Here is a 12,682-nt window from a genome sequence, read left to right as displayed (position 1 = left end):
GACCACCGCGCCGGTCCAGTGTGTGAACGAGGTCTTGCGGAGTGATCGCATCTCTTGGACGATCGGCCAAGTCCTCCGTCGGCCGCAACCCGCCGGAGGGCCACCACCTCGACCAAGAGGAGTTGGACCGTTGAAGCTGCTTCGAGTCGGTACGGCGGGCGCCGAGCGCCCCGCACTTCTCGACCGCGACGGGACTCTGCGTGATCTGTCGGGGATCGTCCCCGACATCGACGGCGAGCTGCTCGCCGACGCCTCCGCGCTCGCCCGGGTACGGGCGGCCGCCGAGGCGCCCGGCGTGCTGCCCGCCCTGGACGCGACGGGGCTGCGGACCGGCCCGCCGCTCGGGCGCATCGGCAAGATCGTGTGCATCGGGCTGAACTACCGCGACCACGCGGCCGAGACGGGTGCGGAGATCCCGGCGGAGCCGATCCTGTTCTTCAAGGCCCCCGACACCGTCGTCGGGCCCCACGACACGGTCCTGGTGCCGCGCGGCAGCCGGAAGACCGACTGGGAGGTCGAACTCGCCGTCGTCATCGGGCGCACCGCCCGCTACCTGGAGACGGCCGAGGAGGGGCTCGCGCACATCGCCGGGTACGCGACGGCGCACGACGTCTCGGAGCGCGAGTTCCAGATCGAGCGCGGCGGCACCTGGGACAAGGGCAAGAACTGCGAGACGTTCAACCCGCTGGGGCCCTGGCTGGTCACCGCCGACGAGGTGCCCGACCCGCAGGCCCTGTCGCTGCGGCTCTGGGTCAACGGCGAGCTGAAGCAGAACGGCACCACGGCCGAGCAGATCTTCCCGGTCGGCGAGCTCGTCCGCTATCTCAGCCACTTCATGACGCTCTATCCGGGCGACGTGATCAACACCGGTACGCCCGCCGGGATCGCGATGGGGCGGCCCGAGCCGAAGCCGTATCTGAGGGCGGGCGATGTGGTGGAGCTGGAGGTGCAGGGGCTCGGCCGGCAGCGGCAGGAGCTGAAGGGGGCGTAGTCCACGGAGGCCTCCTCCCGAGCCGGAGGGGCGGGCCGGAGAGGTGGGCCGGAGGGGCCGGGGCGCTGTCACGCGTACGAGGACGCGCGGCGGTGCGCCGCTACGCGTACGGTGACGGCGCCCGTTCCCGTTCCCGTTCCGGGTGGTGACGCGCCCTGTTCCCGTACGGTGACGCGCCCCGTTCCCGCGCCGGCTCCGCTCAGGCTCCCGTCGTCGCCGCGAACTGCTCCAGCGCCTCGACCACCATCGCGTGGTCCTCGGCCTGCGGCAGCCCGGACACCGTGACCGTGCCGATCACGCCCGCGCCCTCCACCGCGATCGGGAACGAACCGCCGTGCGCCGCGTACGTGTCCGGGGCCAGGCGCGAGGACTCCTCGAACGTGGTGCCCTTCGCCCGGAACCGGGTGCCCACCAGGTACGAGCTCTCGCCGTACCGCTCGACGACCCTGCGCTTGCGGTCGATCCACGCGTCGTTGTCCGCACTCGACCCCGGCAGCGCCGCGTGGAAGAGCTGCTGCGCGCCGCGCCGGATGTCGACCGCGACCGGTGCGTGCCGCTCCCGGGCCAGCGCGACCAGCAGGATGCCGAGCGTGAACGCGTCGTCGTAGGAGAAGCGCGGGAGGATGAGCCGGCGCTCCTGGGCGATCAGCTCGGAGACGGTGGGGGAGGCGGTGCTCATGCGCGCTGCTCCTTCGCCCGCTGGTCCTCGTCGTGGTGGGGGAGAAGGGTGACGGAGATACCTTCGCGGGCCGAACGGCGGGCGGCCTCCAGGACGTCCAGCGCGGCGGCGGCCTGGAGCGCGGTGACCGGGTTCCGGCCGGCGCCCCGTACGGCGGCGGCGACTTCGGCGTAGTACGCGGGGTAGTCGCCGGGCAGCGTGCGGACCGGGGTGCCGGCGCCGGTCAGCGGGGACTCACCGGAGCCGAGGCGGCCCCACAGCTCCTCCGCCTCCTCGCCCCACGGCTCACCGGCCGTCGGGCGCAGCCCCTCGCGCAGCGCCGCCTCCTGCGGGTCCAGGCCGTACTTCACATAGCCCGCCTCCGAGCCCAGCACCCGGAAACGCGGGCCGAGCTGGGCCGTGGTGGCACTGACGTACAGATGTGAACGGACCCCGTTGGCGTGGGTGATCGCGAGGAACGTGTCGTCGTCCGCCGCCGCGCCGGGACGCCGTACGTCGGACTCGGCGTACACCTGGACCGCCGGGCCGAACAGCACCAGCGCCTGGTCGACGACATGGCTGCCCAGGTCGAACAGCAGACCGCCGATCTCCTCCGGGTCGCCCGACTCGCGCCAGCCGCCCTTCGGCTGCGGCCGCCAGCGCTCGAACCGGGACTCGAAGCGTTGCACCTCGCCCAGCTCACCCCCGGCGATCAGCCCGGCCAGGGTGCGGAAGTCGTTGTCCCAGCGGCGGTTCTGGAAGACCGAGAGCAGCAGCCCGCGCTCCTCGGCGAGAGCCGCGAGCTCGCGCGCCCCGGCGGCGGTCCCGGCGACCGGCTTGTCCACGACCACCGGCAGCCCGGCCTTCAGCGCGGCCGTCGCCAGCGGGACGTGCGTCCTGTTCGGGGTGGCGATCACGACGAGGTCCAGCTCGTCGGCGCGCTCCCACAGCTCGTCCGGCGAGGCGGCGAGGCGGACGTCGGGGAACGCCGCGAGGGCCTCGGCCCGGCGCTCCTCGTTCGACGTGACGACCGTGTCGAGGACCAGCCCGTCGGTCGCGGAAACCAGCGGGGCGTGGAAGACGGAGCCGGCCAGGCCATAGCCGACGAGGGCGACGCGGAGAGGAGCGCCGGGTACGCCCGGGGCGTCGGAGGCGATGGGGGCGTAGGGGGTCATGCGTTCCACTTAAGCAACGCTGTTGCCAAAGTGCAAGCGACCGGCACAATGGGGTCGGTGAAGAGGAGTGAGCCGTGAACGGGAGCCGGACGAAGACCCAGACCGGGGTGAACATGCCGGGCCTGCGCCACCACAACGCCGCGCTGGTGCTGGACCTGCTGCGGGCCGCCGGGGCGGAGGGCATCAGCAGGCTGGAGCTGGCCGAGGGCACCGGCCTCACCCCGCAGGCCGTCAGCAAGATCACCGCCCGGCTGCGGGAGGACGGCCTTGCCGTCGGCGCGGGCCTGCGCCCCTCCACCGGCGGCAAGCCGCGTACCGTGCTGCGGCTCGTCCCCGACGCGCAGTTCGCCGTGGGGCTGCACCTGGACCGCGACGGGCTCACCGCCGTCCTGGTCGACCTCGCGGGCCGGCCGGTCGCGGTGACCCGCGCGCCGCTCGACCTCGGCGCTCCGGCGGACCGGGTCCTCGCGGACGCGGCGGACGCGGTACGGGACCTGTGCGCCGCCGAACCGCACAAACCGGTGCTCGGCGTCGGCGTCGCCGTGCCCGGCCCGCTGGACCACCGGGACGGGGCCCTGCGCCGGGTCACCGGATTCCCCCAGTGGGACGGCTACCCGCTGCGCGCCGCCCTGGCCGAACGGACCGGGCTGCCGGTGGTGCTGGACAAGGACACCAACGCCGCCGCCCTCGCCCTGGCCCTGTCGCTCGACGAGCCGCGCGGCGACTTCGCCTACCTCCACCTCGGTACGGGGCTCGGCGCTGGTCTGGTCCTCGGCGGCGAGGTGCACCGGGGCGCGCGGACCGGGGCGGGCGAATTCGGCCACCAGACACTCCAGTTGGACGGCCCGCTCTGCGGCTGCGGCGGACGCGGCTGCATCGAGGCGCTGTGCCTGGCCGCAGAGGCGCGCGGCGACCGGGGGGAGGCCGCCCGGGTCCTGGGAACGGGCGCGGCGAACCTGGTCGGCCTGCTCGGTGTCGACCGGGTGGTCCTGGGCGGCAGGACAGTGGCCGCCGACGAGGACGCGTACGTACGGGGCGTCCGGGCCGTGATCGAGGAGCGGGCCGCGCGGGGCGGGGCGGGCGCGGGCGTGACCGTCACGGTCGCCCGGGGCGGCGACCGGCCGGTCGCGGAGGGCGCGGCGCAATTGGTGCTCGCTCCGGTTTTCGGGCGGGTGGGGGAGCGGGTCGGGGAGCGGGTCGGCGAGCAGGGTGGCGAGCGCGGGAGCAGGAGCGGGGGCAGGAGCGGGAGCGGGGCGGGAAAGCGAGGTGGGGAGCGGGTCGGCAAGCAGTCGGGTGATCCTATGAATCAAGTCGGCATGTCGACTCTCTGAGTCCGCGCGCGCGTGGTGGTGTCGGAGGCCACCACCGGAGGCCCCGGCCCCGGTCGTCCGCGAGCAGTGAAGGGTGACCTCCATGCCCCCCACCTCCCGCACACGGCTGCGTGACGCCCGTGCGCTCGCCGCCCTCGGGCTGGCCGCCGGGATCACGGCGCCCACCGCTCTCCTGGGCGGCCCGCAGGCCGCCGCCCTGCCGGCCGCGTCCGCACCCGCCTCCTCGACCGCCGACCAGCAGCCCGCCTGCGGTGACCCGGACGCCCAGGGCTTCCCCATCGAGACCCGGATCCAGGGCGCCCCGGACAGGTACGCCTCCGGCGGCGGCTACGGCACCTGGTTCCTCGACCTCACCAACACCACCGACGCCTCCTGCCGGGCTCTGCACCCGGTCCTTGTCCTCGCCGACCGGGACCGCAGGCTGACGTCGGGCCAGATCCAGCTGGAGTTCTCCGAGCCGGGCCGCCCCGGGATCGAACACCGGGTCACCTGGGAGAGCACCGACCGCGACGAGCAGATCGGCGTCTTCGGCGGCGAGGAGGGCGGCAAGCGCGACAAGGATGGTCAGCGCGAGGAGGAGGGCGGGGAAGCGGGCGGGGCGGGGACGCCGAGCGGCACCGGCACCGGCACCGGCGTCAGTGGCTCCGGCGACGAGTTCCTCGGGTTCACCGTTCCCGCCGGCGAAACCGTCTCCGTGCGCGTCCGGATGGCCTTCACCTCCGACACCGCCCCCGGCCCGGTCACCGCCCACGCCGCCGTCGTCCAGCGCCGCCACCAGGACAAGGCCAAGGGCGGCGGGCGCGAGGACGGCGAATGGGTGGGGGAGTCGGAGGACTACCCCTTCGTGATCGTCGACGGCGCCACGGGCGGCATCCGAGAACCGGAACAGCCCCGGCCCGAGCACTCCCGGCCTGAACACTCCCGGCCCGAGCGCCCGCAGCCGGAGAGCCCCTGGTCGGAACGCGCGGATCCGGAACGCGCGGATCCGGAACGCGCGGACCCGGGCACCGGCACCCGCACCGACCCCGGCCGGGATCCGTCCCCGGACCTCGACCCTGGCGCCGGCCGGGATCCGTCCCCGGGCCTCGACCCCGGCGCCCGGCCGCCGAGCCGCCCCGGAACCGGTGAGGAGGGCAGGGGTGCCGACGAGGAGCACCCCGGACGCCCGCCCCGCGACGTCCTGGGCCGCCCGCTCCCCGAACTCGCCCGCAGCGGAACGGAGTCACCGGCCTGGACCGGGGTCGCCGCCGGGGCGCTCCTGCTCGGCGGGGCCGCCCTGCTGCGGTATGCCCGCAGGGCCCGCCGCGCCACGGACTGACCGGCTGCCGTCGTGCGCGCCGCGGTGAGCGCCCCGCCCGGCGGCGGCCGGAGCGGAGCCCGTACCGCCGCCTGTTCACCCCTGTCCGAAACCATCGGGCCGTGGACTACCCGCGCGACCAGGCACCTGGCGCACCGATCCGCTCCGGTGGTGGCAGGCGGCACCTCGTACGGGCTGCCCTTCCCCTTCCTCACCGACAACTCCATCTGCACCGCCGCGACCCGCACGCCCGGTTGAGGCGCATGGGCCTGGACGTGCCCGTGGAGAACATCTGGACCTCCGCGCTCGACGCCGCCCAGTTCCTCGACGACCAGCGCCCCGGCGGCACGGCGTTCGTCATCCCGGACTACCGGGAGGGCCTTCTTCTTTGCTGCTGAATCCCAGCGACTACACGTAGTCGATCATGTCCGCGATCGAATCCACGACCTTCGACGGCCCGTACGGGTAGCGGCCCAGCTCGTTCGGCTGGGTAACCCCGGTCATGACAAGGAAGGTCTGCATCCCGGCTTCCAGGCCTGCGAGTACGTCCGTATCCATTCGGTCGCCGATCATGGCAGAGGTCTCCGAGTGGGCCCCGATCGCGTTCAGCCCGGCACGCATCATCAGCGGGTTCGGCTTGCCGACGAAGTACGGCTTCTTGCCGGTGGCTGCGGTGATCAGTGCCGCGACGGCCCCTGTGGCGGGGAGTGCGCCCTCGGCGGAAGGCCCGGTCTCGTCAGGGTTGGTCGCGATGAAGCGGGCACCGCCGTTGATCAGTCGGACAGCCTTGGTCATGGCCTCGAACGAGTAGGTCCGAGTTTCTCCGAGAATCACGAAGTCGGGCTCTGTGTCGGTCAGGACGTACCCGATCTCATGCAACGCGGTCGTCAGGCCCGCTTCTCCGATGACGTACGCCGTGCCGTTGGGCCGCTGGTCGTTGAGGAACTGTGCCGTAGCCAGCGCTGATGTCCAGATGTTCTCGACCGGCACGTCCAGCCCCATGCGCCGCAGTCGGGCGTGCAGGTCGCGCGGGGTGTAGATCGAGTTGTTGGTCAGAACCAAGAAGGGCAGTCCGGACTCCTTCAGTCGCTTGAGGAAGTCCTCGGCGCCGGGAATCGGCACGCCCTCATGGATGAGTACGCCGTCCATGTCGGTCAGCCAGGATTCGATCGGCTTGCGCTCTGCCATGGGGTGTCTCTCCTACCGGACGCGTTCGGTCGAGGCGGCTTGCCCTCGGCTCAGACACTACCTTCGGTGCCTGCTCGATCTCGGAGTGGGCCAAGTCACACATGAACGTAGTGAGCTGAAGCCTTCAACGCTAGATCGATTATTCGAACATACGATTGAGTCGTTCGCGGGAAATGCGTATTCCGTTTGGGGCAGGGACGCCCATGGGCTGTCACGCGCCGTCGTCGAGACCTACCAGTCCGCCAAGGCTCCGCTGTCTGTCGGGACGAACCTGACGGAGAAGCATTACCCGTCGGCCGGGGAGAGCTTTTACGACGATGTCGAGGGCCTGAAGGACGCCCTGCCGGGCCCGCTGGGCAAAGTGGTTGACGGCATGAGCCTCTTCGCTCTGTGGCTGGACGCGGCCTCGCCGGGCACGCCCGAGTCCATGGACACCATGGAACGCGACACACGCTGACGACGGTTGTCGAGGCGGACTTGGCCCCCGACATGCCGCCGACCACCTCACTCACGGCGCCCCTCGACGAGGGCGCCCAGGCCGAGCCCGTCCTTGCGGCGGTCGTCACGGACAGCGAGAGCGGCGAAGTCCTGACGTAGTCCTCGAAGCCCGCGAAGAGGTTCCGCTTGCGGAGATCGCAGTGAGCCTTTTCCAACCTCACGCTGACGCATGATGAAGGACAAGTACGGCCTTCACGACGTCGGTGATTCGGTTGGTGCTGCAGCGGAGCTTCCTCAGGAGGCGCCAGCCCTTGAGGGTGGCTATGGCCTGCTCGCCGAGGCAGCGGATCTTCGCGTGGCAGCTGTTGTGGCGGCGCTTTCATCTCTTCAGGTGGCGGCCCCGAAACGGTACCCGGACGGGTCCGCCGGCTCCTTGATACGCCTTGTCCGCCCAGCATTTGAGGCCCGCCTCGGTGAGGGCTTCGATGATTCCATGCTGTCGGGCGGCGGTGAGGTCGTGGGTCGAGCCGGGCACTGAGGGCGAGGCCCGGAGCAGCCGTCCGAACGGATCGGCGAGGGCCTGGACGTTCATACCGTGGCGTTTGTTCTTTCCCGAGTAGTACGGGGTGTCGGCGGCGATGCGGTCGATCGGCAGCAGGGTGCCGTCGAGGATGACGAACGCCTTCGTCCGGATCGTTCTCATCGCCTCGCTGAGGGTCGGGGCGAGGGCGGACAGGGCCTCGACGGCTTCGCGTATGTAGCGAAACACGGTCGCGATTCCGACACCGAAACCCGCGGCGAGCTGGGCGTAGGTGTCGCCGCACCGCAGGTGGGCCAAGGCCAGGAGGGCCTGGCGGCCGACCGATAGTCGCCGCCACCGCGTCCCGATCTTCTGCCGCCTGGCTGTCAGTTGTCCGGTCAGGAACCGTAGGGTGCGGCTGGACAGATCGATCGAGGACGGGTAGACAAGCACGCGAAGCTCCTGGCGGACATGGGTGATCTTGGTCGAGAACCCGTCTACCAGGGGCTTCTTCGTTGTGCAGGATTGTCCAACTCGCGGTCAGCGCCGCCAGCTTGGAAAAGGCTCAGTGCACCACCGCCAACAGCGCCCGCACCGTGCGTTTTCCCCGCGCGAGCTCCGCGACCTGCAACTCCGCGTCCGCACCGAGCAACAGACACCCGAGTGGATGACCCGCTATGCGGTCCGCTCCGGAGTGGAGGGCACGGTCAACGAGTTCGCACACGGACACGGCATGCGACGCTGCCGCTACCGACGGCGGCCGAGTCGCGAAGGCGGGGTCGGGTCCAGCCGAGGGTCTGCTCGAGCATGCGGAAGGTGTGCTCGATGTCGAACCTTCGCAGGAACGCCTGCCAGCACCGGTCGGCATCGGCTTCGGTGGCGCCGGTCCTCGACCACCACAGCCAGACCGGCTTGTTCACCCGCCGGAGGGCAGGCGCTCGACGGCCAAGCGGATGACGGTTCCCTCGATGACGGGCAGCGGGCCGTCGTGCTCCAGCCACACGGCCCGGTGGGTCAGACGCGGGTGCAGCCGGTCCCACGCCTGAGCGGTCGCCTTGCCGTAGAGGCGGGTGCCAGCGACCGTAAGCCCTACTAGCCGAGGGAATCGATGTAGCCCCAACCGCCTTCGCCGACTCGGACAGGGGTGCCGAAGACGCCCATTATGCCTGGGCGGAACCACAGGTCGCCGCCCGTTGCGGTCGTCGCGTCGTACTTTGTCGTGACCCAGAGATCGGCACGGCCGTCGTCGTTGCCGTCGCCGAGGGAGACGGCCAGGGGCCGCTGTAGGGCGTCCCAGGTGTCGCCGCCGATCACCTGGGGCGGTGCGAGACCAGCCGCTCCCTTGGAGCGGAACTGCTTGAGTTCACCTGTGGTCCGGTCGCGTGCCCACAGGTCAGCCATGTTCTCGTCACCACTCTCGGCAGGGTCCTCGGCGATGTTCCCTGGGGTGAGCACGTCGTAATCCGCCCAGTCGGTGCTGCCCCCGACAGAGAGGGCTGCACGCGGCAGCGAGGGCCCGGTGGCCGGTGTGCCGCCACGGTGCAGCCACAGTGCGCTGCCGTTGGCGCTCTTGACGATCAGGTCGGACTGGCCGTCACCGTCGAGGTCTCCCGCAGCGCGCGGGACCTTGTCCGTCCAGCCGGTTTCCCGGTTGGGTATCGCGACCCGCTCACCCAGCGATCCGCCGCCCACGTTGGGGTAGACCCAAAGGCTATCGCCGATCTGCGCCATCACATCCTCGCGTCCGTCCCCGGTCCAGTCGCCGCGGTGGCTGACAACGGCCCCCAGCCAGCCGGCGCTACCGATCAGGCGCGGGGAGTCGAACCGGCCGGAACCGAGACCGGGGTAGAGGCGCAGCGTCCCGTCCTTGCGTACGGCGACCAGGTCGGGGCGGCCGTCCCCGGTGAGATCGCCGTCGACCGGGGCCTGGGTGACCGCAGTCGCCTTCAGGAGGGCGTGGTCCTTCGTCCCGGCAAGCCCCACATCGACGACAGAGGCGGACGGGGACCCGAAGTCCTCCGAGCTGAAGAAGGCGTAGTCGAGTTTCGCGGTGTACCTGCTGCTGGCGCTGCTCCACCCCGCTGTAGCGGTGTTCTTTCCGGCATCCGCTTCGACGAGCGAGCCGGTCGCAGGCCTGCCGGCGGCGACGGCCGCCCCCAGCTTGTCCGGCTGTACGTTGAAGTCGCCGCCGAGGATCACGGAAGCGCCGCCCGCGTTCGCCTCGATATGATCGAGCAATTCGCGCATATCGCCTTGGGCAGTATCGACGGACAGATGGACGCTGCAGGCCAGGGTGTGGCGGCCGGACACTGGCCCCTTCGCGCACACCGCGAGCCGCGTGTCCCGGCCCACCGTCACCTGGACGGACGATCCGACGACACCCGCGCCGGTCTGCAGGATGACGGCCTGTCCGATCCGGGTCGAATCGGTGGTCGGCGGGGCCGCGGTGCTCCACTTGTCACAGCCGCTGTGGCTCTTCTGAGCCGCGAAATGACCCGAGTACCCCGTGCCCAGTCTCTCCACCAGTTTCTCGTACTGGCCTGCGCACAGCTCCTGAAGCAGGATCACATCGGTGGCGCCCAAGTCGGGCACCTTCTGCAGCGCCTGGTCCACCCACGCGTCCTCGTCCGCTGCGGAGCTCTGGCATGTCCACGCGCCGCACACGTTGTACGAGATCAGGCTGACCGGCTTACCGGTAGGGGCGTCCGCCTCTGCGGCGGCCGGGTCTGCCGTGCCCGCGAACAGGCCCGCGACAAGCATGAGTCCGGCTGCCAGCCGGGCGCCCCTCGACGCCCGTGTTGTTCGTATCGCTCTCACACGCCCACCTCTCTGAGAAAGATCACCAAACCTGGCTAGGATCACATTTCACACACGCTCCTGGGGAGGGACAACGCGATAGGGGTCCCCCGCCAGCGCCCGGGCGGCGGGCAGGACCCAGGAAATTTGGACCTGTTCGATCTAACCTTGACTCTGTCGGGGATCTTGGAGCCGCCGAGGTCAGGTGCCCGGGGTTCGCCATGACTTCGGCCGGTGTATCTCGCGCTGGTCGAGGTAGTTCTGGAAGGCAGTCGGTCGGCGAGGTGTAGGTGATTCCTCGGTTGGTGGCAGTCTGCTGAGGCGTTCGATGTTGACGGCGATGGCCGTCAGGACGTGCTGGATGTGGGCTTTCCCCTGTCCTCGGTAGCGGCAGCGCCGCATGCCGTGGCCGTGGGCGAACTCGTTGACCGTGCCCTCCACTCCGGAGCGGACCGCGTAGCGGGTCTTCCACTCGGGTGTCTGTTGCTCGGTGCGGACGCGGAGTTGCAGGTCGCGGAGCTCGCGCGGGGGGAAACCCACGGTGCGGGCGTTGTCGGCGGTGGTGGTGCACTGGGTGCGGGCCGGGCAGGGGCGGCACTGGCTCTTGGTGAACCTGGCCACGATCAGCGGGGCCGCGGTGGGCGAGGAGGTCGGGTAGGGGCCGTGCCAGCCCGCGCTGACCTGGCCCTGGGGGCAGGTGACCTGCTGATGGTCGTAGTCGATGTGGAAGTCGTCCCGGGCGAAACCCCTGCCCTGGCGGTGCTGGCGGGTGGGGTTGGCCGGCAGTGGTCCGGTGACGGTGACCTGGTGTTCACGGGCTGCCTGTTCCAGGTGGGGCAGGGAGGTGTAGCCGCCGTCGACCAGGTGCTCGGCGGGCAGCAGCCCGCGGCGGGCCAGCCGGTGGTGGATACCGGGCAGGACCTGGCTGTCGTGTGTGGTGGCCGCGGTGGTGGCCACATCCGTGATCACGTTGGGACCGTCGGAGGCACAGGTCTCGGTCAGATGAGCGGCGAACCCCTTCCAGCTGATGATATGTCCGTGTCGTGCGTAGCGGGCCGAGGTGTCGTAGGGAGAGACGATGGCCCGGGACGAGGGCGGCAGCCCGGGCCCGCCTTCCTTCTCGGCCGTGCGCCAGCGCAGGTTCCCAGCAGTGTCACGGTTCGTAGTTCTGCACCATGATCTGCCGCAGGGCCTGGATGCGCGGGCCGGACGTGCGGTCCGCTCCGTGCCGGCAGAGGTGTTCCAGGAGCCGGAGGGCGTCGTTCCCGGTGGCGAGGATCCGGGTCTTGGGCTTGGTGGGGTTCTTGCCCAGACGGACCGGCCGGCCGTAGCGGCGTCCCCAGTCCTCATCGGCCAGCCCGTCCAGCAGGTGAGGGGAGACGCCGGCGACTTCTTCCAGGGCGGCGCGGACCGCCTCGGTGATCAGCTCCAGGCGGGTCAGATCCCGCACCGCGGCCAGTACATGGGTGGAATCGGTGCGCTGGGTGGTGCGCTCGTGGACCAGGCCGGCCTCCTTGAGGCGGGCGAGCGCGAGGTCGAGGAGACGGTCAGCCCGGTCCCCTTCGGCGAGACGGTCGCGGAAGTCGGCGAGCACGCTGTGGTGGAAGCCGGGGTCGTCCAGCTCCATGGCCATCGCGTATTTGAAGTCGATGCGGCAACGGACGGCCTCGGCGGCCTGCCGGTCTGACAGGCCGAGCAGGAACTGCAGTACACAGACGGTGGCCAGTTGGGCGGGCGAAAGGCCAGGTCGCCCGTCACGCGGGTACCAGTCGGCGAAGTCCTCGTCGCGCCAGAGCCCGTTCAGCCGGTCTCTCACCCACATCGCCGTGGTGCCAGCCGGATTGCTCGCCCGTGCGATCTGCACGGTCAGAGAAGGGACTTGCTCACCGGAACGGGGGCGAAGGGACAACGAGCACCTCGACGACTGCATGGGCCACTGGAACAACCCGAGCATGCCCGTTGATCAAGCTGCCGCACCGGAGAACTCCAAGATCCCCGACAGAGTCAAGCTAAGAGGATGTCTCACGTGGTGCTTTCGACGAGCTTCTTGTAGCAGGTGAGGGCTGCGGCGAGGCCGAGGAAGGCGAGGAAGTGGTTGCCCTTGCGCTCGTACCGAACGGTGAGGCGCCGGTAGCCGAAGAGCCAGGAGGTCGACCGTTCGATCTTCCAGCGGTGCCGGCCGAGCCGCTCGCCGGACTCGATGCCGGGCCGCTGATCTGCGCGGACCGCAGCCGCAGCCGTCGCCCGGCCGTCCCCGGCCGCCGCCCCGGCGTCGCTCGAATGGAGGA

Annotated in this window: 10 protein-coding genes and 5 pseudogenes; 6 read left to right on the top strand and 9 right to left on the bottom strand. The window is 70.9% G+C overall.

Annotation, left to right across the window (positions count from 1 at the left end; translation table 11 throughout):
* Window positions 1-130 precede the first annotated feature (130 nt).
* Window positions 131-991 carry a fumarylacetoacetate hydrolase family protein gene (locus ACZ60Q_RS20615; RefSeq protein ID WP_469636366.1) on the top strand — a complete coding sequence of 287 codons (861 nt, stop codon included), beginning with the start codon at window positions 131-133 and terminating at the stop codon, window positions 989-991.
* Between the two features lie 199 nt (window positions 992-1,190).
* Here ACZ60Q_RS20615 and ACZ60Q_RS20610 read toward each other — a convergent pair whose 3' ends face one another.
* Entirely contained in the window at window positions 1,191-1,670 is a 480-nt protein-coding gene (locus tag ACZ60Q_RS20610) for a heme-degrading domain-containing protein (protein WP_469636364.1), read from the bottom strand.
* Window positions 1,667-2,824: a Gfo/Idh/MocA family oxidoreductase gene (locus tag ACZ60Q_RS20605; RefSeq protein WP_469636362.1), complete on the bottom strand. Its 1,158-nt coding sequence runs from the start codon at window positions 2,822-2,824 to the stop codon at window positions 1,667-1,669. The genes ACZ60Q_RS20610 and ACZ60Q_RS20605 overlap by 4 nt, the downstream gene beginning before the upstream one ends.
* A 74-nt stretch (window positions 2,825-2,898) precedes the next feature.
* Here ACZ60Q_RS20605 and ACZ60Q_RS20600 point away from each other — a divergent pair, with 74 nt between their 5' ends.
* The 3 genes and pseudogenes from ACZ60Q_RS20600 to ACZ60Q_RS20590 form a co-directional block, all read left to right on the top strand.
* A complete protein-coding gene (locus ACZ60Q_RS20600) occupies window positions 2,899-4,155 on the top strand; it encodes an ROK family transcriptional regulator (protein ID WP_469636359.1) in 1,257 nt (418 codons plus the stop codon).
* Window positions 4,156-4,237: 82 nt separating this feature from the next.
* Entirely contained in the window at window positions 4,238-5,473 is a 1,236-nt protein-coding gene (locus ACZ60Q_RS20595; RefSeq protein WP_469636357.1) for a peptidase, read from the top strand.
* Window positions 5,474-5,599: 126 nt separating this feature from the next.
* Window positions 5,600-5,814, top strand: a pseudogene (locus ACZ60Q_RS20590) (hypothetical protein); the annotation flags it as partial.
* A gap of 46 nt (window positions 5,815-5,860) precedes the next feature.
* Here ACZ60Q_RS20590 and ACZ60Q_RS20585 read toward each other — a convergent pair.
* Window positions 5,861-6,640 (bottom strand): HAD-IIA family hydrolase, encoded by a 780-nt coding sequence (locus tag ACZ60Q_RS20585; RefSeq protein WP_469636354.1) that lies wholly within the window; start codon window positions 6,638-6,640, stop codon window positions 5,861-5,863.
* A gap of 85 nt (window positions 6,641-6,725) precedes the next feature.
* On the opposite strand from ACZ60Q_RS20585, the gene ACZ60Q_RS20580 reads away from it, so the two are divergent.
* Complete coding sequence (locus ACZ60Q_RS20580; protein WP_469636351.1) at window positions 6,726-7,097, top strand: hypothetical protein; 372 nt, start codon at window positions 6,726-6,728, stop codon at window positions 7,095-7,097.
* 198 nt (window positions 7,098-7,295) lie between these two features.
* On the opposite strand, the pseudogene ACZ60Q_RS20575 reads toward ACZ60Q_RS20580, so the two are convergent.
* Window positions 7,296-8,051: pseudogene (locus ACZ60Q_RS20575) on the bottom strand (transposase family protein).
* 22 nt (window positions 8,052-8,073) lie between these two features.
* Between ACZ60Q_RS20575 and ACZ60Q_RS20570 the strand changes: the two are divergent.
* Window positions 8,074-8,292, top strand: a pseudogene (locus ACZ60Q_RS20570) (hypothetical protein); the annotation flags it as partial.
* Window positions 8,293-8,353: 61 nt separating this feature from the next.
* On the opposite strand, the pseudogene ACZ60Q_RS20565 reads toward ACZ60Q_RS20570, so the two are convergent.
* The 5 genes and pseudogenes from ACZ60Q_RS20565 to ACZ60Q_RS20545 form a co-directional block, all read right to left on the bottom strand.
* Window positions 8,354-8,682: pseudogene (locus ACZ60Q_RS20565) on the bottom strand (NF041680 family putative transposase); the annotation flags it as partial.
* 8 nt (window positions 8,683-8,690) lie between these two features.
* Entirely contained in the window at window positions 8,691-10,358 is a 1,668-nt protein-coding gene (locus ACZ60Q_RS20560) for an FG-GAP-like repeat-containing protein (protein ID WP_469636348.1), read from the bottom strand.
* Window positions 10,359-10,595: 237 nt separating this feature from the next.
* A complete protein-coding gene (locus tag ACZ60Q_RS20555) occupies window positions 10,596-11,363 on the bottom strand; it encodes a transposase (protein WP_469636345.1) in 768 nt (255 codons plus the stop codon).
* A 184-nt stretch (window positions 11,364-11,547) separates the two neighbouring features.
* Window positions 11,548-12,258, bottom strand: a complete 711-nt coding sequence (locus tag ACZ60Q_RS20550) for a transposase (RefSeq protein ID WP_469636343.1) — start codon at window positions 12,256-12,258, stop codon at window positions 11,548-11,550.
* Window positions 12,259-12,416: 158 nt separating this feature from the next.
* Window positions 12,417-12,605, bottom strand: a pseudogene (locus ACZ60Q_RS20545) (transposase); the annotation flags it as partial.
* Between the last annotated feature and the right edge of the window lie 77 nt (window positions 12,606-12,682).

It is taken from the genome of Streptomyces sp. NPDC104313 (assembly GCF_055583985.1).
This window is presented reverse-complemented; position numbering and strand designations above follow the sequence as displayed.